This window comes from Phenylobacterium sp. (assembly GCF_036495085.1).
Taxonomy (GTDB): domain Bacteria; phylum Pseudomonadota; class Alphaproteobacteria; order Caulobacterales; family Caulobacteraceae; genus Phenylobacterium.
Genome location: NZ_DASXNL010000004.1, coordinates 1 through 20,811, shown reverse-complemented (window position 1 = coordinate 20,811; position 20,811 = coordinate 1). Strand labels below are relative to the sequence as shown.

Annotated in this window: 20 protein-coding genes and 1 tRNA gene; 12 read left to right on the top strand and 9 right to left on the bottom strand. The window is 65.9% G+C overall.

Features of this window, described 5'->3' with window-relative positions:
* Positions 1-3: 3 nt before the first annotated feature.
* On the top strand, positions 4-1,614 hold the full coding sequence (locus tag VGI62_RS00400) for an alpha/beta hydrolase (protein ID WP_331502399.1): 1,611 nt from the start codon (positions 4-6) through the stop codon (positions 1,612-1,614).
* On the opposite strand, the gene hisN is transcribed toward VGI62_RS00400, so the two are convergent.
* Positions 1,611-2,447 carry a histidinol-phosphatase gene (hisN, locus tag VGI62_RS00395; protein WP_331502398.1) on the bottom strand — a complete coding sequence of 279 codons (837 nt, stop codon included), beginning with the start codon at positions 2,445-2,447 and terminating at the stop codon, positions 1,611-1,613. The genes VGI62_RS00400 and hisN overlap by 4 nt on opposite strands.
* Positions 2,448-2,473: 26 nt before the next feature.
* The gene (locus tag VGI62_RS00390) at positions 2,474-2,869 is read right to left on the bottom strand and encodes a helix-turn-helix transcriptional regulator (protein ID WP_331502421.1); all 396 of its coding nucleotides are present in this window, start codon (positions 2,867-2,869) and stop codon (positions 2,474-2,476) included.
* A gap of 122 nt (positions 2,870-2,991) precedes the next feature.
* Between VGI62_RS00390 and VGI62_RS00385 the strand changes: the two genes are divergently transcribed.
* Positions 2,992-3,903 (top strand): lysophospholipid acyltransferase family protein, encoded by a 912-nt coding sequence (locus VGI62_RS00385; RefSeq protein WP_331502397.1) that lies wholly within the window; start codon positions 2,992-2,994, stop codon positions 3,901-3,903.
* A 5-nt stretch (positions 3,904-3,908) separates the two neighbouring features.
* On the opposite strand, the gene VGI62_RS00380 is transcribed toward VGI62_RS00385, so the two are convergent.
* The 3 genes from VGI62_RS00380 to VGI62_RS00370 all read right to left on the bottom strand — a co-directional run bounded on the left by VGI62_RS00380 (position 3,909) and on the right by VGI62_RS00370 (position 6,280).
* Positions 3,909-4,130, bottom strand: a complete 222-nt coding sequence (locus tag VGI62_RS00380) for a DUF2093 domain-containing protein (RefSeq protein WP_331502396.1) — start codon at positions 4,128-4,130, stop codon at positions 3,909-3,911.
* Between the two features lie 44 nt (positions 4,131-4,174).
* Entirely contained in the window at positions 4,175-5,635 is a 1,461-nt protein-coding gene (xseA, locus tag VGI62_RS00375; RefSeq protein WP_331502395.1) for an exodeoxyribonuclease VII large subunit, read from the bottom strand.
* Positions 5,636-5,776: 141 nt separating this feature from the next.
* Positions 5,777-6,280 carry a GcrA family cell cycle regulator gene (locus VGI62_RS00370; protein WP_331502394.1) on the bottom strand — a complete coding sequence of 168 codons (504 nt, stop codon included), beginning with the start codon at positions 6,278-6,280 and terminating at the stop codon, positions 5,777-5,779.
* A gap of 215 nt (positions 6,281-6,495) precedes the next feature.
* On the opposite strand from VGI62_RS00370, the gene VGI62_RS00365 reads away from it, so the two are divergent.
* The 4 genes from VGI62_RS00365 (at position 6,496) to VGI62_RS00350 (ending at position 10,644) form a co-directional block, all read left to right on the top strand.
* A complete protein-coding gene (locus tag VGI62_RS00365; protein ID WP_331502420.1) occupies positions 6,496-7,314 on the top strand; it encodes an ABC transporter permease in 819 nt (272 codons plus the stop codon).
* A 158-nt stretch (positions 7,315-7,472) separates the two neighbouring features.
* Complete coding sequence (locus tag VGI62_RS00360) at positions 7,473-8,651, top strand: aspartate aminotransferase family protein (RefSeq protein WP_331502419.1); 1,179 nt, start codon at positions 7,473-7,475, stop codon at positions 8,649-8,651.
* On the top strand, positions 8,648-9,583 hold the full coding sequence (gene argF / locus VGI62_RS00355) for an ornithine carbamoyltransferase (protein ID WP_331502393.1): 936 nt from the start codon (positions 8,648-8,650) through the stop codon (positions 9,581-9,583). The genes VGI62_RS00360 and argF overlap by 4 nt, the downstream gene beginning before the upstream one ends.
* A gap of 149 nt (positions 9,584-9,732) precedes the next feature.
* Positions 9,733-10,644 (top strand): Hsp33 family molecular chaperone, encoded by a 912-nt coding sequence (locus tag VGI62_RS00350; RefSeq protein WP_331502392.1) that lies wholly within the window; start codon positions 9,733-9,735, stop codon positions 10,642-10,644.
* 14 nt (positions 10,645-10,658) lie between these two features.
* Here VGI62_RS00350 and VGI62_RS00345 read toward each other — a convergent pair whose 3' ends face one another.
* Positions 10,659-11,288, bottom strand: coding sequence for a surface-adhesin E family protein (locus VGI62_RS00345; RefSeq protein WP_331502391.1), 630 nt, complete (start codon positions 11,286-11,288; stop codon positions 10,659-10,661).
* A complete protein-coding gene (gene metZ, locus VGI62_RS00340; RefSeq protein ID WP_331502390.1) occupies positions 11,269-12,453 on the bottom strand; it encodes an O-succinylhomoserine sulfhydrylase in 1,185 nt (394 codons plus the stop codon). Before metZ ends, VGI62_RS00345 begins: the two co-directional genes overlap by 20 nt.
* A 144-nt stretch (positions 12,454-12,597) precedes the next feature.
* Here metZ and VGI62_RS00335 point away from each other — a divergent pair, with 144 nt between their 5' ends.
* The 3 genes from VGI62_RS00335 to VGI62_RS00325 all read left to right on the top strand — a co-directional run bounded on the left by VGI62_RS00335 (position 12,598) and on the right by VGI62_RS00325 (position 14,601).
* Complete coding sequence (locus VGI62_RS00335; protein ID WP_331502389.1) at positions 12,598-13,617, top strand: 2'-deoxycytidine 5'-triphosphate deaminase; 1,020 nt, start codon at positions 12,598-12,600, stop codon at positions 13,615-13,617.
* A 188-nt stretch (positions 13,618-13,805) separates the two neighbouring features.
* Positions 13,806-14,234 (top strand): hypothetical protein, encoded by a 429-nt coding sequence (locus VGI62_RS00330; RefSeq protein WP_331502388.1) that lies wholly within the window; start codon positions 13,806-13,808, stop codon positions 14,232-14,234.
* Positions 14,235-14,412: 178 nt separating this feature from the next.
* The gene (locus VGI62_RS00325; RefSeq protein ID WP_331502387.1) at positions 14,413-14,601 is read left to right on the top strand and encodes a helix-turn-helix transcriptional regulator; all 189 of its coding nucleotides are present in this window, start codon (positions 14,413-14,415) and stop codon (positions 14,599-14,601) included.
* A gap of 14 nt (positions 14,602-14,615) precedes the next feature.
* Here VGI62_RS00325 and VGI62_RS00320 read toward each other — a convergent pair whose 3' ends face one another.
* A complete protein-coding gene (locus tag VGI62_RS00320; RefSeq protein WP_331502386.1) occupies positions 14,616-15,200 on the bottom strand; it encodes an HD domain-containing protein in 585 nt (194 codons plus the stop codon).
* Between the two features lie 65 nt (positions 15,201-15,265).
* Complete coding sequence (locus VGI62_RS00315) at positions 15,266-16,360, bottom strand: NADH:flavin oxidoreductase (RefSeq protein WP_331502385.1); 1,095 nt, start codon at positions 16,358-16,360, stop codon at positions 15,266-15,268.
* A 154-nt stretch (positions 16,361-16,514) separates the two neighbouring features.
* Here VGI62_RS00315 and VGI62_RS00310 point away from each other — a divergent pair.
* The 3 genes from VGI62_RS00310 (at position 16,515) to VGI62_RS00300 (ending at position 20,640) form a co-directional block, all read left to right on the top strand.
* Positions 16,515-16,589: transfer RNA gene (locus tag VGI62_RS00310), tRNA-Gly, on the top strand.
* 331 nt (positions 16,590-16,920) lie between these two features.
* Entirely contained in the window at positions 16,921-18,411 is a 1,491-nt protein-coding gene (locus VGI62_RS00305; protein WP_331502384.1) for a hypothetical protein, read from the top strand.
* Between the two features lie 108 nt (positions 18,412-18,519).
* Entirely contained in the window at positions 18,520-20,640 is a 2,121-nt protein-coding gene (locus tag VGI62_RS00300) for a toll/interleukin-1 receptor domain-containing protein (RefSeq protein WP_331502383.1), read from the top strand.
* Positions 20,641-20,811: the final 171 nt, after the last annotated feature.

Below are 20,811 nucleotides of genomic sequence, written 5' to 3'. Positions count from 1 at the left end.
GGCATGGCCGACGCAGCCCCCCTTATCGAAACAGAAGAAGCCAAGGCCCCGCCGGGCGGCGAGGCCAGTTGGATCGTGGGCGCGGGCGGCGTGAAGCTGCGCGCGGCGCTGTTTACGCCACCGGCGGTCAGCAGAGGCGGTCGCGCGCGCGGATCGATCGTGCTCTCCGGGGGCCGCACCGAGGCGATAGAGAAGTATTACGAGTTCATCGGTGAATGCCTGGATCGCGGCTTCGTCGTCTTGGCCCACGATTGGCGCGGGCAAGGACTCTCGCAGCGCGCCCTCGGCGACCCGCTGAAGGGTCACGCCAGGGGCTATAAGGCCTACCTCGACGATTTCCGCGCGCTCCTCGGCGCCTTTGCCGATCGGCTTCCAAGACCCTGGGTCGCAGTGGCCCATTCGATGGGCGGCTGCCTGACGCTCCTGGCTATGTCGCACGGTGAGGACCGCTTTGCCGGCGCCATCCTCTCCGCGCCGATGCTGGGTATCCGCACACCGTTCCCGCCCGGCGTGTCGCGGCTCCTGACGACCTTGAGCCTGTTGGCTGGGCTCGGCGGCGGCTACACGCTAAGCGGCGCCGGCAAGCCCTTTGACAGCGACTTCGAAGGAAACGTCCTGACGCACGACCCGGTGCGTCACGCCCGTGCGTGGAGCCTGGTCGCGGCCGAGCCAAAGCTGGCGCTCGGGGCGCCCACCTGGGGCTGGATCGACTTCGCCTTACGCGCGACGGCCTATCTCGCGCGGCCCGACGCCTTGCGCAATATCACCGTTCCTGTCGTGATCGTCTCGGCCGAGGACGACAAACTCATCGACACCGCGGCGCAGTCCGCCGCGGCACGCCACTTGCCGCAGGGGAAGTTCATCAACGTCCCCGGCGCGTACCACGAAATCCTGATGGAGACCGACCCGATGCGTAATATCTTCCTGAGAGCCCTCGATGCGCTCACCGGCCGGGTCGCGCCGACGCCCGCCGAACCGCCGAAGGCCGCTCTGACACCTATGCCTGCGCCTACGCCGGCGCCTGCCGCCGCGGACCCTGTTGCGACCGCCGCGCCTGTCGCGCCAAGGGCCGAGATCAAGCCTGCTGCGCCGAAACGGGCAGCCTCAAGGTCGGCAGCCGCCAAACCTTCGGCCCCCAAGTCTGCAGCCGTCAAACCTGCCGCCCCCAAGGCTGCAGCCCCCAAGACTGCTGCCCCCAAGGCTTCTGCTCCCAAGGCTGCCGCTCCCAAGACTGCAGCCTCCAAGTCTGCGAGCTCCACGTCTGCGTCCAAAGCGAAGACGGCCGGCGTCAAGGCCTCGTCCGCCAAGCCTGCCGCCAAGTCCGCCGCGAAGCCGGCTGCGACCTCGAAGACGGCGACAAAGACGGCTGCGCCCAAGTCTCCCGCAACAACGAAGCCAGCGGCGAAACCGGCTGCCAAGCCGGCGCCTTCCACCGCGACAGCGAAAGCTCCAGCGGCGAAGAAGAGCGCCTCGGCCAAGACGACCGCCGCTCCAAAGGCTGCAGCCAAGCCCGCAACGACTAAGGTCGCGGCGGCGGCGAAGAAGCCGACCACGCCGAAGGCGCCTGCTGCGAAGAAACCCTCTGCGAGCACCCCGGCGGCGAAGAAACCCTAGGGCGCCGCAGCGTTCAGGGCGGCAACCGCCTCGTCAAGGCAGGCCCGGTCGCCGGCGATGGCGACCTGGCCGCCGTTGTCGCCGAGCGGCTCGCCGCGCCAGTCGGTCGTGAAGCCTCCCGCGCCGGCGACCACCGGGATCGCCGCTTCGATGTCCCAGGACTTCAGGCGCGCTTCCAAGACGAGGTCGATCGTGCCGGCGGCGACCATGGCGTAGGCGTAGGCGTCGCAGCCAAGCCGCGCCAGCCGCGAGGCCGAACGTACTGCGCGCCATGCGTCGCGTTCGCGCCCCTGGAAGAGGGCCGGATCGGTGGTGGCGATGATGGCGTTGGAGAGCTTGGAGCAGGCGCGCACTTTAAGTGGCCGGCTCTGGCCGCCGGCGATAAGGCGCGAACCGCCGGCGTGGCCGATGTAGAGTTCGCCAAGGTAGGACTGACCAATCGAGCCGAGCACGGGCTTTCCCTGGAAACGCAGCCCGATCAGCGTGCACCAGAGCGGGAGGCCGGCGATGAACGCCCTTGTGCCGTCCACCGGGTCCAGCACCCAGACGAACTCGGCGTTCGCACGGTCCTCGCCGTATTCCTCGCCGATGACCCCATGCTCGGGATAGCGCTCGGCGATCAGGGCGCGGATCGCGCGCTCAGCCCCTTTGTCGGCGTCCGTGACCGGATCGAAACCGTCGGCGCCGCCCTTGTCGACGAGGCCATGGTCGGCCCTGAACAGCGGCAGGATCACGCCCGAGGCGGCGCGGTTGAGCTCGACGAGGAAACTATCGAGCTCTTCGACAAGATGGCTGGCAAGGCCCGGGATGAGGTGGTCAGGGGCGGCGGTCATTCGACCGCTTTACCTCCTCGCGTCCTTCAGGGGAACGCGTGCCCGATCGGCTTCGCCTCGTTTTCGTTCAGGGTCTTGGCCAGCTCCAGCAACCGCTGCCGAGGCCGTTCGCTCAGGCTGTAGAACGCACGGATCAGGGCCTTGGTCTCCTTGCCGGCCACCGGCTCCGGGCGGTCGGGTTCCCTCTCCTCGGCGGCGGCGTTTAGCGCGATGCCTTCGTAGAAATAACTGACGGGCACCTCCAGCACCTCGGCCAGTTGCCAAAGACGAGCGGCCGACATCCGGTTGGCGGCGCACTCATATTTCTGGATCTGTTGGAAACGCACGCCGCAGGCGCTGGCGAGCTGTTGCTGGGTAAGGCCCAGGATCCGGCGGCGGCGGCGAAGCCTGCGGCCCAGGTGAATATCGATCACATCCATCATGACGCGACGCTCGTTCTCCTCAGGCGCCGTGTCCCGATGCGGGACGGCGCGCAACACCCGCCGCAAGCCTTGCGCCAACAGACGCGTTGCCACGGTTGCAAAGCCAGCCGTACTAGAGGCGCATGACGAATTCATCGGCCGACAAGCGGCAAGACCTCCTGTGGCGCCTTGAAGCGCGTGCCTACGACTTCGCTGCCTATTTAGCGCGCAGCTTTCCGATCGACGCCGTGTCCGATTTTGGCGCCTGGCTGTTTCGGACGATCGGGCCGCTGACCGGCCCCAACCGCGTTGTGGAGACAAATCTGCGCATCGCCTTTCCGGATGCGGACGACGCCCAGATCGCGCGGCTGCTGGCGGAACAGTGGGAACATCTTGGCCGTTGGGCCGCCGAGTTCCCGATAATCGACCGCATCATCGCCGAGCCAGGTCGTGTGGAGGTCGTGGGCGCCGAGAGGTTGGCGGCGATCCGCGATGGCGCGGGGCCGGTGGTGTTTATTTCCGGCCACTTCTCGAGTTTTGAGCTTATGCCAGCGGTGATCATTCGGGCCGGGATCACCTGCCAGATCACCTACCGGGCCTTCAACAACCCCTACTTCGACGAGCGCATCCGCAAGAGCCGCTGGCGCTACGGCGTGCGGCTGTTTGCGCCGAAAGGCACCGAAGGCGCGCGCAAGCTGATGCACGCGCTGTCGCACGGCGAGTCGGTCGCATTGATGATCGACCAGAAGTTCAATGGCGGGGTTGCCGCGCCGTTGTTCGGCGTCACCTGCCACACCGCCCCTGGTCCTTCGAGCTTCGCCCTTCGCTACGGCGTCCCGCTACAGCCGATGAGTGTCGAGCGTCTGGGCAAGGCGCGTTTCCGCGTGATCGTGCACGACCCCATCATGCTGAAAGACACTGGCGACCGCGGCGCTGACATCGAGGCCGGGGTGCGCCGGATCAACAGCTTCATCGAAGAGCGCATCCATGAGCGGCCCGCCGAATGGTTCTGGGTGCACAAGCGCTGGCCCAACGAGCACTACAAACGCAAGTAGCCGGCTTAGCCGCCGTTGGTTTCGCGCCAGCGTTGAAGCGCCTCGGACGGGCCGGCGTAGGCCTCCTGCAGGGCGGCGCTCCAATAACGGAGCTGCTCGAGGGGGATCTTCAGCCCCGTGACCGCGCAGATCACATAGCGGCCGGGCTTCAGCACTGCGAAGTCCCCATCGCCATAATGCAGCCTGGCGAGATCGGAGCCGGTGAAGTCGCGGTCGTGGGCGTTCATGAGACCTATTTAGCGCGCCGCCGCCTTCCGCAAAAGTGGTGCGCTCAGAAGAGGTCGCCTTGTGCCGGGGAGGCCGCTTTCGTCTTGGGTCGCGCCGGCTTGGACGCTGTGGGCTCGCTCCCCTCGTCCTCGATCACCGCCCGGCGGGTGACCTGATCCCCGAACTTGATCGCGATCTCCTCGCCCGGCGCCAGAGCCGCGCCGGCGTGGACGATGGAGCCGTCGTGGCGGGTGACGCGGGCGAAGCCGCGCTGCAGAGGCCGCTCAGGGTCGACGGAGGCGTAGAGCTTGGCGAGTGCGCCAAGTCGCTCGGAGGCTCGCTCCAGGCCTCGCATCACGCCAGGCTGCAATCGCGCCGTAAGGCCCTCAAGCCGTTGGCGCTGCACGGCCTGCGGGCGCTGGAGCAACAGGGGCGAAAGCCTTGCGGAGACCGCCACCAGATCGCGCTCGTGGACTGCGGCGTTCTTCGCCAGCCCCGCCGCCAGCCGGCCGGAGACGATGTCGAAGCGCTGCTCCGCCAGTCGCAGAAGGTCCGGCATCCGGCGCAGGCCACGCTCAGCGGCCTCGACGCGGGCGCGCCGGTCCTCGACGGCGCGGCCGCCACAGCGGTGCATTCGCCCGCCCAGGTCGCTCACCGCGGCCTTCAGCTCGGCCAACACTGGCGTCGCCATCTCGGCCGCCGCGGTCGGGGTCGGCGCGCGGCGATCGGAAACGAAGTCGATCAGCGTCGTATCGGTTTCGTGGCCGACGGCGCTGATCAGCGGGATGGCGCAGGCCACGACGGCGCGGGCCAGGGCCTCGTCGTTGAACGGCCAGAGGTCCTCCACCGAGCCTCCGCCGCGGGCTACGATCAGCACGTCGGGCCGCGGGATCGCGCCGCCGGTTTCGAGGGCGTCGAAGCCGCGGATCGCGGCGACGACCTGGGCCGCAGCGGCATCGCCCTGCACGACAACCGGCCACACCACCACCCGACAGGGCCAACGGTCGCGAATGCGGTGAAGGATGTCACGGATCACCGCACCGGTCGGGCTGGTGATCACGCCGACCACCGAGGGCATCGAAGGCAGCGCCTGCTTCCGCTCCGCCGCGAAAAGCCCCTCGGTGGAGAGCCTGGCCTTCAGTCGCTCGAGCTGGGCCAGGAGCGCGCCGACGCCCGCGGCCTCCATGGTCTCAATGACGATCTGGTAGCGCGAACCCGCGGGATAGGAGGTGATCTTGCCGGTGACGATCACCTCCAGCCCCTGCTCGGGCCTGATACCCAGGCCTCGCGCCTGGGTTTTCCAGACGACCCCGTCGATGGCCGCCCGCTCGTCCTTCAGAGTTAGGTAGACGTGGCCGTTGGAGTGGTGGGTAACCTTCGAGATCTCGCCGCGCAGCCGGACGAACCCATAGGCGTCTTCCAGCGTACGCTTCAGCGCAAACGCCAACTCCGAGACAGAATAAGGCCGGGCGTTGCCGGAGCCGTCGGCATCGGAGACGGGGGCGTCTGGAACGACGTCGGTCATGGAGGATAGGTAGCGGTGCGCGCTCTCAAACCCAACCGCACGTCCTCATCTGCGATATTTGGGAGTGGAAAGGGAAAAGGGCGCACCCGGCTCGACGGCGCTATTGCGCCTCAGGCCGGACACGCCCCCATCCCCAACGGATCAGATGTAGCGGCGAAGGCTCCTGGCCAGTTCGGCCGGGCCCGAGCGCTTCTTGGTCTGCACGGGCTGATAGGCGACCTGGCTGTGTTCGTGGCAGTAGGGCCCTTCGCCGGAGCGGCGGCCGCAGAAGGTGAAATTGTCGAGCGAGGGGTCGCCGATCGGCCATTTGCACATGTGTGCGCCAAGGGTCAGGACCGTAGCGGTGCCCGGCGCCTCTTCGACGTAGCGCACGGGCGTGGGATGCTGCGGGGTGTGCGCCACGGGCTCGGCGATGCGGCGCGGGGCCGACGGAGTCGTCGAGATCGTGCGCGCCGGCCTTGGAGCCTTGAACACCGTCCGAGCAGGCTTCGAAGGCGCCGCGCGGCCCGAAAGCCCCAGGCGATGGACCTTTCCGATCACAGCATTGCGGGTGACACCGCCCAGCTGTTTGGCGATCTGGCTGGCCGAGAGGCCGTCTTGCCAGAGCTTCTTGAGGAGTTCGACCCGTTCGTCAGTCCAGCCCATGTGCGCCTCCTTGACCCCCGCAGCGCGCCCCCGCGCCATCTTCGAGATCAACATCTTGTGGCGGCCAACAATCTCGCTGCCCACCAACCACCACCAGTAGTAAACAACTCCTAAATGCCCACAATAGGCGCCCCACCTTTCGTCCACAGGAACTAGATATTGGGTCGGTTAACGGCGCCCTTGCGGCCGGCTGCGTGGGGGCGCAAATGGGGGCCATGAAGGATATGGCGCTTGCCGAAGCCGTCCTGCCGCCACAGCCGCGGGACTACCACGGGATCAATTGGGAGGGCCTGAAGACCCTCTACGTCCGAGAGGTTCGCCGCTTCATCAAGGTGGGCATGCAGACGCTTGCCGCACCGGTCGTGACGGCTCTCCTCTACATGCTGGTCTTCGTGGTGGCCGTTGGCGGCGGCCGCGATGTGCACGGAGTCCACTACGGGACCTTCGTGGCTCCCGGGCTCGTCATGATGCAGATCCTGTCGAACGCCTTCGCCAACTCTTCATCGTCGCTGCTGCAGGCGAAGTTCAACGGCCTGATGGGCGATTTCATCACCCCACCGCTTTCGCCGCTCGAGCTCATGGTCGGCTTCGGGGCCGGCGCGGCCACGCGCGGCCTCTTCGTAGGCGCCATCAGCCTGCTGGCGGTGATGCCCTTCGCGCGCCTCCCGGTGGCCGAGCTCTGGGCGGTGGTCTATTTCGGACTGGGCGCCGCACTGATCATGGGCTTCATCGGCATCATGGCGGGCCTGTGGGCGGAGAAGTTCGATCACATGGCGGCTGTGACCAACTTCGTGATCATGCCGATGACCTTCCTGTCGGGCACGTTCTACCTGGTGGAGCGGCTCCCCGAGCCGTTCCGCACGTTCTCGAAGTTCAACCCCATCTTCTATTTGATCGATGGTTTCCGGTACGGTTTCGTCGGCCGCGCCGAAGGCTCGCTGGTGGTCGGCGCGACCATGACGGCCATCCTGGTGCTGAGCCTCGGGTGGATCTGCTATTCGATGTTCAAGACCGGATACAAGATCAAGACGTGACAGTCTGGTCGTTGACTTCGCCGCCTTAGAAGACGAAAACGCCAAGCCTTCCAGTCCCCGCCGCCCGGCGCGCGGGGACGCTTCCGTTTTGGAGGGCTCTTCCGGTGACCGAGAAGACCGCGTCCCAAGCTCCCGCGACCGTTCCCAGCGACCACATCATGGGTGTCTATAGCCGCACCCCGCTGGCGTTCGAGCGAGGGGAGGGCGCGCGCCTCTACACCACCGACGGCGAGGCCTATCTCGACTGCATGGCCGGCATCGCGGTGAACGCGCTGGGTCACGCCAATCCGAAACTGGTGGCGGTGCTCAAGGAGCAGGCCGAGAAGCTCTGGCATGTCTCGAACGTCTTCACGATCCCCGGCCAGGAGCGGCTCGCCAAGGCGCTGACCGATGCGACCTTCGCCGACGTCGTGTTTTTCGGGAACTCCGGGTCCGAGGCGATCGAATGCGCGATCAAGACCGCGCGCAAGTACCACTGGGCCAAGGGCCAGCCGGAGCGCGTGGATATCATCGGCTTCGACGGCTCGTTCCACGGCCGCACCCTGGGCGCCATCAATGCGGCCGGCAATCCGAACTACCTGGAAGGCTTCGGCCCGCCCCTGCCTGGCTTCATCCACCTGCCGTTCGGCGACTTCGAGGCTATCAAGGCCGCGGTCGGCCCGACCACGGCTGCGATCATTCTGGAGCCCGTTCAGGGCGAGGGCGGCGCTCGCGCCTGGCAGGACGACGTGCTGCGCGCCATCCGCCAGCTTTGCGACGAGACCGCGACGCTGCTGATCTACGATGAAATCCAGTGCGGGCTGGCGCGCTCGGGCAAGCTCTTCGCGCACGAGTGGGTCGAGGGCGCGACGCCGGACATCATGGCGATCGCCAAGGCGCTGGGGGGCGGTTTCCCGGTGGGCGCCTGCCTGGCCACCGCTGAAGCGGCCCGGGGCATGGTCGTGGGCTCTCACGGCTCGACCTACGGCGGCAATCCCTTGGCCATGGCGGTCGGTGAAGCCTCGCTGGCCGAGTTGGTGAAGCCCGAGTTCCAGGCGCACGTGCGCGAAGTCGCCGGTTATTTCACCCAGCAACTTTCGGGTCTGACCGAGCGCTATCCGGACGTGGTCGAGGACATCCGCGGAAAGGGCCTGCTGATCGGCCTGAAGCTCAAGACGCCCAATCGCGAATTCATGCAGCACGCCCGCGACCAACATCTGCTGATCGCCGGCGGGGGCGACAACTGCGTACGCCTTTTGCCGCCGCTCAATCTGACGATCGCTGAGGCCAGCGAGGCCATGGAAAAGCTGGAACGCGCTTGCGAGACCGCGCGCTCCAGGGCCAAGGCGGCTGCGTGAGCCAGCCGCCCCGCCACTTTCTGGATCTCTGGAAGCTCCAGGGCTCGGACCTGCGAGCCATCCTGGAAGACGCCAAGCGCCGCAAGACAGCGCGCCTGGGCTGGCCCAAGGGCCGTCCCGACGCCGATGCCCCGGCCGATGGCCGGACACTGGCGATGATCTTCGAGAAGAACTCCACCCGGACCCGCTTTTCATTCGACGCGGCCATGCGTCAGCTTGGTGGCGACGTAATCATCTCCAACGCGGTCGACATGCAGCTCGGGCGCGGCGAGCCGATCGAGGACACCGCTCGGGTGTTGTCGCGCATGGTCGACGCCGTGATGATCCGTTCGAACTTCCACCAGGACGTCGAGCGCCTGGCCTTGTCTTCGAGCGTTCCGGTGATCAACGGGCTCTCCGACAAGAGCCATCCCTGCCAGATCATGGCCGATCTGCTCACCATCGAGGAGCATCGGGGACCGGTGACGGGCAAGACGCTGGCCTACGTCGGTGACGGCAACAACGTCTGCGCCAGCTTCATCCATGCCGCGCCCAAGCTCGGCTTCCGACTGAACATCGCCTCACCGGCCGTCTACCATCCCGACCTTCAGGATCTGGCCCGCGCAGCCCAGGAGCAAGGGCGGGTCTATGCCGGCGACGACCCTCGCGAAGCCGTCAAGGGCGCCGACGTGGTGATCACCGACACCTGGGTCTCGATGGGCGACACCGACCACGACGAGCGGGTGGACGCGCTGGAGCCCTATCAGGTCGATGAGGAGCTGATGGATCTGGCGAAGCACGACGCAGTCTTCCTGCACTGTCTGCCCGCCCACCGCGGCGAGGAGGTCACCGATGAGGTGATTGACGGCCCCAGGAGCCTGATCTGGGACGAGGCCGAGAACCGCCTGCACGCCCAGAAGTCCATCCTCGCCTGGTGTTTTGGGGCGATCTGAGCCTTGTTCCTCCCCCTGGGGGGAGGTGGCGCCGAACCCCGATGGGGGATTAGGCTCAAGCGACCTGGGCCCCGGTCAGCTTCGCTGACAGTTCCCCAACGGGGAACAAGTTGTCGCGTCCTGCTCGCAATCGAATGTCAGAGTCCTATATGCCGCCGATGCCCAATCCTCCCGTCCCCGACGACGCCGTGACCGCGTTCCAGATCGAGGGCGAGCCCGTGCGCGGTCGCCTGGCGCGCCTCGGTCCTGCCATCGACGAGATCCTTCGCGGACACGACTATCCCGAGCCGGTCGCCAACCTTTTGGGCGAAGCCTGCGCGTTGGCGGCTCTGGTTGGCTCGAACCTGAAGTTCGACGGCCGGTTGATCGTCGAGGCCCGGGGTAATGGCCCGGTGCGCTTCGTGGTTGCTGACTACGACACCTCCGGCGGCCTGCGCGGTTACTGCGGCTTCGACGCCGAGCAAGTGGCCGCCGCCGCCACCGGCTTCGCCCGACCTGGCGCGAGGTCGCTGCTTGGAGACGGTCACTTCATGATGACGGTAGACCAGGGCCCGGACATGGACCGATACCAGGGCGTGACCATGATCGACGGCGAGACGCTCGCGCTCTGCGCTGAGCAATATTTCGCGCAGTCCGAGCAGACCCCCACCCGCGTCCGGCTCGCGGTGAGCCAGGCGGACGGCTTGTGGCGGGCCGGCGGCATGCTGATCCAGAGCGTTGCGGTGGACGACGCGCGTGGGTCCACCACAGAGGCCTGGGTCCGCACCCAGGCCCACTTCGAGACGGTCGGTGAGGACGAGCTCTGCGATCCTGAATTGTCTTCTCAGCACCTCTTGTTCCGGCTCTTTCACGAGGATGGCGTGCGGGTGTTTGGCTCCAAGCCGCTGCGGGCCTTCTGCCGCTGCTCGCAGGCCCGCATCGAGGCGGTGCTGAAATCCTTCGATGCCGTCCAGCGCGCCGAGATGGTCGAGCCCGACGGCAAGATCCACGTCACCTGTGAATTCTGCTCGAAGATCTACGCCGTTGAGCCGCAAGTTCTCGAGACGGCGAGCGCGTCCTAGCCCCTCATTCGAGTTTAGGTCGGCTTCACCGCGCGGCGCACGCCGTCAAGGCGCTTGCCGCTGCGGATCGCTTCACAGACGGCGTCGAGGGTGTCGTTCTCCGAGGCCACCGGCGCTTGCCAGTCGTGACGCTGGCCTTGGCGGGTGGCGACCTCGCCCTGCAGATTATTGTGCGCGTACATGGTGGCCTTCACGACGGAGAAGACGCGCTGATGGCAGTCGACCACCCAATGGGCGAGGCCCGAGCGAGCGCGCCCAGCGCGCAGGTCGATCGGTGTGAACAGTTCGTGGCGGATGTCAGTCTCCACCAGGCCGTCGGACATCAGGGAAACCCCATCGGGCGTCGCCAGGCGGACGCCCTCGGCGTCGTAGTTCACCAGGACCCAGCCATCACCCTTCAGGTTCTGGGCCACCCAGGCGGCCACCGACCTGTCATCCAGCGTCTCCGGAGGGGCAGGATCGCCTGCGGAAGCTGCCGGCGACGCGGCGGGCGCGGACTTCGGGGCATGCCCTGGCGCGGCGTGCGCGCTCGGCGCGACGAGCGCCACGGCGACGGCGAGCACGGTGGGTCGGATCGGCCTCATAGCCGCCATGGTGTCACAGCCGTGCGGAAAGGCGAAGGCGTCAGGCTGCGTCGAGCGCACGCGAGACGTCCCGGCCAAGATCGCCTGCGCCTTCCAACCCGACGCTCATTCGCACCCACCCCTCGGTCAGGCCGATCCCCAGCCGCTCGGCCTCCGGCATGGAGCGGTGGGTGGTCGTCGAAGGGTGGGTCGCCATCGACTTGGCATCGCCAAGATTGTTGGAGATGTCGACGATCTCAAGGGCGTCCAGGAACCGCCATGCGGCCTCGCGGCTGCCCAGGTCGAAGGCCACGACGTTGCCACCGCCGGTCATCTGGTTGGCGATGATCGCGGCCTGCGGGTGATCGGGCCGCCCGCAATAGATCGTCTGGCGCACCTTGCTGGAACCGGCGATCAGATCGGCCACCCGTCCGGCGTTCTCGGTCTGGCGGCGAACTCGCAACTCCAACGTCTCCAACGCCTTGACCAGCACCCAGCTGTTGAAGGGCGACATCGCCGGGCCGGTGTGGCGCAGGAGGTCCTTGTAGGCTTCCGTCATCAGCTTCTCGGAGCCCAGGATCGCTCCGCCGAGCACCCGGCCCTGGCCATCGATGTGCTTCGTGGCCGAATAGACGACGATGTCCGCGCCCAGGGCCAACGGCTTCTGGAAGATCGGGGTCGCAAAGACGTTGTCGACGATCAGCTTGGCGCCCGCAGCGTGTGCGATCTCCGCCACGGCGCCGATCGCCGTGACCTCCAGCAGCGGATTGGCCGGGCTTTCGATCAGGAATGCCTTGGTGTTGGGCCGCACGGCATTCTTCCAGGCCTCCAGGTCGGTGGCGTCGACATAGGTCGCCTCGACCCCGAACCGAGGCAGCCATTCGGAAATGATCCAGCGGCAGGAACCGAACAGCGCGCGCCCGGCCACCAGGTGATCGCCGGCCTTAAGGAGCCCCATCAGCGAGACGTGCACCGCGCTCATGCCGGACGCCGTCGCGCGACAGACATCGGCGCCTTCCAGCAGCGCCAGGCGGTCCTCAAACATCTGCGTCGTCGGGTTGCCGAACCGCTGGTAGATGAACCCCGGCTCGGCGCCCGAGAACCGATCGTCGGCCGCCTGGGCGGTGTCGTAGGCGAAGCTCTGCGTCAGGAACATAGCCTCGGAGATCTCGCCATAGGGGCTGCGGGCCATGCCGCCGCGCACCAGTCGTGTCTCGGTCTCCCAGTCGCGCGGATCTTCAGCCATGGCGGGCTCCTCTCGAAGGTTGCGCGCATCAACGTCAGGCGCGTCCACCCGTCAAGGTGGCTCTCCTGATGACGCCATCAGCAGCCCTGGGGGGCCGAAGCTTTGCTTGCAAGGCTACGGATTGCCGCTAAGGCTTGGCCGCCCATGAGCGACACTCAACGCCCCGGCATCCTGCCCTGCCAAGCCATCGACGCCCTTATCGCAGGCGGCGCGATAACGGCCGACACGCGCTTCGATGCCGACCAAGTTCAGCCGGCGAGCCTCGACCTGCGTCTAGGCGCGCGCGCCTGGCGGGTGCGGGCCTCGTTTCTGCCGGGCGAGCACACGGTTCGCCAGCGGATCGCGGCTGTCGCCATGCATGAGGTGGACCTCACCCGCGGCGCCGTCCTGGAGCGCGGTTGTGTCTACATCGCCGAGTTGCAGGAGCGGTTGAAGCTGCCGCGCGGCGTCTCGGCGAGGGCCAATCCGAAGAGCTCGACCGGCCGGGTGGACGTCTTCGTCCGCCTGCTCTCCGACCGCGGTGCGGCCTTCGACGACGTGGCCGAGGGCTATGACGGTCCCATCTATATGGAGATCGCCCCACAGACCTTCTCGGTTCTGGTCCGCACCGGCACTCGCCTGAACCAGCTGCGCCTCAAGATCGGAGCCCCGCCGCGCCTGCGCGTGGAAAGCGTGGGCGTCGACCTGACCGGCGAGATCGCGGGTTTCCGCGGCCGCCGGCACGCAGGCCTCGTCGACCTCGACAAGGAGGATGGCCACGACCCTCGTGATTTCTGGGAGCCGCTGCATCCCAAGGACGGCCAGCTGCTTCTCGATCCGGGTGAATTCTACATCCTGGCCTCGAAGCAGGCCGTGGAAATCCCGGTGCTGGAGGCCGCCGAGATGACCCCGATCGACCCGTCCGTCGGCGAGTTCCGTGTCCACTACGCCGGCTTCTTCGATCCAGGCTTCGGAACCGACGAGGCGCACGGCAAGGGCTCGCGAGGCGTGCTCGAGGTCCGCAGCCACGAGACGCCGTTCATCCTCGAAGATGGGCAAACGGTGGCCCGACTGGTCTATGAGCCCCTCACCGAGAAGCCGGAGCGGCTCTACGGCGACCTGGGATCCCACTACCAGCGCCAGGGCCTTAAACTCTCAAAGCACTTCCGAATCTGGGGCGAGTAAGGCGAGGGCGTTCCACTCGCGGGGAGGGACGGCGGCCTCAGCCCTCAAGACCAAGCTTGCGGTCTTACCCCGGCCCTTCGACACGCCGTCCCGATGCAGGAGAGTAAGGCGAGCCTGACGTTTTGTCAGGTTTGCTTGACATGTCGTTTATGTCCTGTTTCCTTGTCATTCAGACAAGGAGACTTGCAATGACAAGCTCGCGTCGAGGGCCGATAGCCCCCATTCTCGGACTGGCAAGCCTTCTCGGGCTCGTCGTGGCGCTCACAGCGAGCGAGCGCGTTTCCGGCCTGAGACTGCCCCGCCCGGTGGAGTTGGTGATCCTGCTCGGAATCATGGTCGCCGCCTTTTGGCTAACCTGCGTCTATTGGCGGCGCATCGACGAGGCGGCGAAGGCGGCGCACAAGACCGCCTACTTCTGGGGCGCCTCGCTTGGCGGTGGCGTCGGCATTGCCGTCTGCGCCCTTCTCGGCAAACCCTTCGCGGCGGGGTACGCCCGTTGGCTGAGCGGCCTGGCCCCGCAGGTAAGCCAACTCGTCCTCGGCGGCCTGATCGTGTTGGTCGTCCAGACCCTGGGCTTCCTCGCGGCGTGGGCGATGTGGTGGAGGATCCGGCGGTGAGGAACTGCGGCCATCCGATGCCCGCGCTGCTGAGAGGCCGGCAGGTCTGGTCTCCCACTAGGCACTACAAGGAACGCTTGCGGCTGACGCCGGCTGTCTGCGCGGTCGTTCTTGTGGCCGCCCCGCTTTATCGCGTCGCGCAGGGCTTGTCGGTTCCCCTCAGCGCCTGGAGGTATCGGTGAAGAACCGACTGAAGGTGCTGAGGGCCGAACGGGATTGGAGTCAGGCCGACCTGGCGGCCCGCCTCGACGTCTCCCGCCAGAGCGTCAACGCGATCGAAACCGGCAAATACGACCCCAGCCTGCCGCTGGCGTTCCGCATCGCAAGACTGTTCGACATGCCGATCGAGGCGGTGTTCGAGGACTGAACTCCTCTCCCGGCTCAGGCGGGTTGGTAGATCGATTGCCTGGGCGTCGCGGTCACCCGGCGCAGCATTGGCTCGAACGCCTCCAGCGGCATGCTCTCATAGGCCGGATCGAAGCTGTTCTGGTCGTAGAGGTGGCAGAACTGCGCGCAACGTTCAAAATGCGGATGACCGCGAAATTGTTCGCGCATGTCGCGATCCAGCCCGAGGTAGTGGAAGAAATAGTAGCCCTGGAAGACACCATGCTTGTCCATCATCCAGTGGTTCTCTTCGGAGATGTAGGGCTTGAGGATTGTGGCGCCGAGTTCGGCGTGGTTCGCCGGCATCAGGATGTCGCCGATGTCGTGCATCAGCGCGCAGATCACGTATTCCTCGTCCTGGCCGGCGCGATGGGCCCGCGTCGCGGTTTGCAATGAGTGCTCGAGCCGATCGACCGCAAACCCGCCATGGTCGTTGTCGAGAAGTCTCAGGTGCGCCAACAGCCGGTCGGCCAGCTCTGCGCGATGCGAGGCGCCAGCCCGGGCGATCGCCGCCCAGTCCTCCTGCGTGCCCTCGGTCATGGCGTGGAACCTTGCGCGGTCAAGCACGTCGCCGTCGGCCATCGGGGCCTCCTATGATGATCTGTCCCCGATGGTGCGGCCGCGGCCCGGCGAGGTCAACGCTCCCCTCAGGCCGCTTCCGTCTGGGGCTCTTCGACAAAGCCCTTCCAGGTCTGCATGTACTTCACCATGGCCGGTCCCAGACCTTCAGCGCGCAGGTGGTCGGCGGTGACTGGGGTCTTGATGGGTGTGAAGCGCGGATCGGCGGCCAGCTGTCGCGGCCAGTCGTGGTGAAGGATCGCTGCGCGGCCCAGCAGCACGAAATCCATGCCCCTTTCGAGGCAGGTGCGGGCATCGTGCGGCGTCATGATCTTGCCGGCGCAGCCCAGGCGAACGTCGCCGCGAGGCAGGTCGGTGAACCAGCCCATCAGGGTGCGGTCCTGATGCGCCTCGTCGACCGGCAGCTTTGCGTAGTCCCAGAGCGACATGTCGAGGTAGTCGATCTTGCCTTCGGCCAGGACCTGGCGGGCGAGTTCGCGGATATCCATCAGCTTCAGGTCGAACCGCTCGGGCGAGAGCCTTAGGCCGAGGCTGAAATCCGGCCGACAGCGCGAGCGGACGCCATCGATGACTTCCTTGATCACGCGCGCCCGGTTTTCGGGCGAGCCGCCGTAGCGATCGGTGCGCCGGTTCAATCCCTCGCTGAGGAACTGGCACAGGATATACGAGTGCGCCCCATGGATCTCCACGCCGTCGAAGCCCGCCGTCTCCGACCGCTGGGCAGCTCCCACGAAGTCCTCGACCAACTGCTCGACCTCGCCGGTCGAGAGCCCTCTCGCGCCTGTTCCCTCATCGTCCGAAGGCGCGACAGGGGCTTCGCTGATCAGCTCCTTGGGGCTGCGCATGCCCGCGTGGTGCAACTGCACGACCGCGATCGAGCCATAGCCCTTGATCGTCGAGGCGAGCCGGGTCAGCCCTGGCAGGTGCTCGTCGCCGAACACCCCGAGCTGGCCGGGGAAGCCCTGGCCGATCCGCTGCACGTGCGCCGCGCAGGTCATGGTGAGGGCGAAACCACCCTTGGCCCGATAGGTCAGCCACTTGAACTCGTCGTCCGACAGCGTGCCGTCGACGTGGCTCTGCAGGTTGGTCAGCGGCGCCAGCGCAAGGCGGTTCTTCAATGCGGGCCCGCGGGCAAGCGCGAGCGGCTCGAAAAGGTCGGGCAAGGCTTAATCCCTCAAACGGCTGTTTGAGGCAAGTTAGGCGCCGGCGCAGCGCTCGGCAATGCAGAGGAGCTGATAGCGTCCCGACGCGTGCTTACGCCGCGCCCGGCTTGAGAGCCGCCGGAAGACGGGCTAAGGAACCCCACCTCCCGGAAATGCGGCCGTAGTTCAGAGGTAGAACGTCAGCTTCCCAAGCTGAATGTCGTGGGTTCGATTCCCACCGGCCGCTCCAATCTTTCAAACACTTGGCGAATTTTGGCTTTGGTCATTTTGGGTGTTTTGACGCCATTTCGCCAAAATGTCGTTCACGTTCCACGGCAGCAATGATCACGATTTGATGCGCATTTCCTCGCGGCGCGCTCGAGGCAACGTCGCCCGCTGCGCCAGCCAACTCGCTCATAAAAGTGAACAGCGTTTTGCCACTTGAGAATTACGTTTTTAGCGCGGTTAATCATGGGGCCGGGACCCGCTCGGCTATGCCGTGAGGCGTCACCGTGCCAAAGGTTCCAAATAGTCCCCAGGGCGGTCCTGAAGACCTGCTTGTAACTCCTAGTCTGACCGAGGTGACCTACCCAGGCCAGGTCATTACATTCCAGATTTCGCTGGCTGGATCCCAGTTTAACCTTCCTGAGTCCAACATCACGATTTCCCCCGTCGGCGGAGCGCCGTTGCCCCTCGTCAGCGGCGACGTTAACGGCGACTCGATCCTTCAGACTGACGAAACCTGGGTTTACACGGTAACCCATGTGGTCACGGCTGCCGACCTGACACCCGGATCCGAGCTGAACTTCCAATTTCAGGGCTCGGGCAAGGACACCAACGGAGTTATCGAACGTCACTCGGGCTTCGCCATCGTGGCGGCCACAGGGCCAATTCGTATTGTAAACCTCGTCTCGGGGGATGGCGGGGCGAACTGGTACGTCTCCCACATTGAACCCCACGACACGATCCAGGAACTCTCCGCGCTGACCGGGCTGACCCCGAACGCCCTGCATCTAGGGACCCCGTTGTTCCAGCCGGGCGCATCTCTGCAGGAGCTCTTCGTGGTGCAGAACGTGAGCCCCCAGGGGCTTACGAACGTGACATTGGCGGACACTCGCTATGACCTGTCGACGGTCTCGATCGGCGCCCTGGCGCCGGGGGCGGTCTTCAAGACGATGGTTGCCGGGACAACCGTTTACGGGGCGCCCGTGACAGACGTGTTCACGGCCAAGGCGATGTTCGACGGCTTAAGCGTCGGCGACACCCACACGGGTGACTACGACGCCTACTCCAACGCAAGCTTCCAACAAGGGCCGGAGGCGCACGATGTCGCCTACTGGAGCAAGCACCCGGAGGCTTGGGTCTCCAATGTGGTGAAGGTCACCAACTCCGACGGGATTAATCAGCCGGGAGTTTGGGTTGGCGCGGTGGACCCGTCGACCACGCCCGCGGCTCAGGGGGCTCTCTTCGTTCCGATCGAAGCCGTCCGCCAGTTGCTCGCCACCAATGGCGGAGACGATCTGCGTCTGGGCATCGCCGCACAGGCGATTGCCGCCCAGTTCAACCTCGACGCGGGGGTACACGTCCCAGGCGCTTCACTCGGTGCCCTTTCAGGGGACCTGCTGAGCGAGGCGGTGGCATTCCTATACGGTAGTAGAACCATCTTCGACGCCTACCGCTATCACGGCGCCAGCATCAGCGGTGAAGACGTCGGCGGCTCCGCCGGATATCTGAGCGTCGGCCCGAAGGACACCTTCGATTACAACACCAGGACCCACGAGTTCTCCTCGCCCAAGACCGCGCTGGACTCGTCAGAGGCTGTGACGCCTCACCAGTACGTCGCCCGGGACGGCGGAGATTTCTTTGAATCTGGGGTTGGGCTCGAATCGGCCCTCAATCTTTTCAATACCAATCATCTCGTAACCGATTCGCTTGGACAGACGGTGGGCTGGGACGCGTCAGGCACAGTCGGCGGTCCCTACACCTTGGTCGGCCTGAACCTGGACAACGACTTCTGGAGTGTCCTTCACACGGTGACGACCGGGACGGGCCTGTTCGAGGGCATCCTCTAACCGCGCCAGCCTGCCGGGGCGTCTTTGTTGCGAGGGCTCGCTCCTCCCCGACGCGGCAATCTCCGCCCTACCGGCGAGGGCGTAGGACGATCCGTCGGGGCGGGCGGCATGGCAGAAGAACTAAGGTATTGGGCCTTCCTAAGCTACAGCCACGCTGATGAGCGCTGGGCGAGTTGGCTTCACCGACAGCTTGAGGCCTACCGGGTCCCTGCCAAGCTTGTGGGGCGCTCAAGCTCCAGCGGTCCCATTCCCGCTCACCTCAGGCCCGTGTTCAGAGACCGCGAAGAACTGAGCGTGGCTAACGATCTTGGGGACCGGCTTCGCGCTGCGCTGCGCGGGGCCTCCTACCTTGTAGTGATCTGCTCACGGAGTTCGGCCAAGTCTCGATGGGTCGAGGAGGAGATCCGCCAGTTCAAGAGGTATCACGGCGAGGACCGCGTCCTGGCGGTTATTGTGGACGGGGAACCTTACGCATCCGCCAGGCCCGAGACGGCGGCCGATGAATGCTTCCCGCGGGCGCTCCGCTACAGGCTGAGCCCCGACGGGGAGGTGGGCAACGTGAGAGCTGAGCCAATCGCCGCCGATCTTCGCCGCATGGGTGATGGGAAGCGGCTTGCGCTGCTCAAGCTGGTTTCCCGTATCCTCGACCTGAATCTCGACGAGTTGGTGCAGCGCGACGCCCATAGGCACCAGCAGCAATTGACCATCGTGGCGGCGACGGCGACGATCCTGTCGGGCATATTTGCCAGCTTGGCGGTCGCGGCGCTCCGCGCACGCGACGACGCTATCGTCGAGCGCGCTGAGGCCATCTCCCAGCGCACGCAGGCTGAGGGTCTCGTCGAATTCATGATCGGCGACTTGCGCAAGAAGCTGGCGCCGAGTGGCCATCTTGAAGCCCTCGACGCGGTCGGGGAACGCGCGCTTGTCTACTATCGGGCGCAGGCGACCCACGGCCTGGATGCATCTGCGCTGGGCCGCCGAGCACGTGTGCTCCACATGTTGGGCGATATTCAGATGCATCGAGGACATCTCTCAGCCGCTCAGGCGCAGTTCGAGCAGGCGGCCCGGACCACGGGTGAACTCTTGCGACGTGAGCCTTTAGCGCCCGAGCGAATCTTCAATCACGCTCAGAGCGTCTACTGGGTAGGGTACCTGGGCTATCGTCGGGGAGAGGACGACATCGCGCGTCAAGAGTTCGAGAGCTATCTTCGTTTGGCTGAACACCTGAACCGGATAGACGCCCGCAAAGAGGACTGGCAGGCCGAGGTCGACTATGCGAGCTCCTCCCTGGGGACGGTGCTCCTCGATACTGGGCAAGTTCCCCAAGCGGCGGCCGCATTTCGTCGCGCCCTCGACTACAGCGCCCGACTCGCCCGCGGCGCACCGGAAGACCGTGACCGACAAGTCGATCTTGCGCAGAGCTATGCTTGGCTGGCGGACGCTGAGTTCCTGTCCGGCCGATTGGATTCGGCCCTGGACCTTCGGACGCAAGAAGCCGCCATCTACGAACGTCTTCTCGCGGCGACCCCGTCCGACTTGGAGGCCTCCGCAGCGCTTGCGTTTAACAGCTATTCGCGCGGACGAATGCTTCTTGCAATCGATCGGATCGACCCGGCGACCGCCAGCCTTCGGGTCGCGCAAAACAAGGCGGAATGGCTGGTTCGGGATGCGCCCGACGACGTCGGTCACAAGAGATCCTTGGTCAATATAGACCTTGTATTGGGCCAGGCCCTTCTGGATGCTGGGGAACGCCAGCCCGCACGCCAGGTTGCCGAAAGAGCCGGAGTTCTCGTTGCGTCCGTCGTTCGGGCCGATCCGACGCTAGGCGACTGGGGCATCGAACAAGGCGGCGCGGTCCAAGTGCTCAAGGGTCGAATCGATGCGCAAGCTGCGGAGACGCCGCAGGCGTGCGCGGCTGCGTTAGCTTCATTGGTCGCCGACGCCCAGAGGTTGCGCACGCTTTCGGACACGAGGCCCACCCGGCTTACCCTGGCTCGGGTGGCTGCCGAAGCAGCGATGCTGGCAGGCGATCATTTCGACCTCACGGGCGATGTGCGATCAGCAAGACTTTGGTGGGGCGCCGGCCTTGAGATTCTGGAGCGCTCTGAGATTCCGCGCCTTCCTGACTACGACCGCGGCCGCAAATTGCTTCGGCAACTGAATCTGCGGCGACAGGATTCGAAGGTCGCAGTTCGCGGCGGAACGGCGATTGTGACCTACCGTTGGTAGCAGCGCATCCGGACCACCCTTCTCGGATCTTGGAAAGGTGACGTTCAGCCTTTCGGCCTGGGAGCGCACGTCCGCAAGTTCCGCAGAGGGTGTAGAACGCGGACAACGCGTCAGCCCAGCAGGCGCTCTGTGGCACCGTTATGAACGAGGAGGGCGGCCCCTGAACCCTAC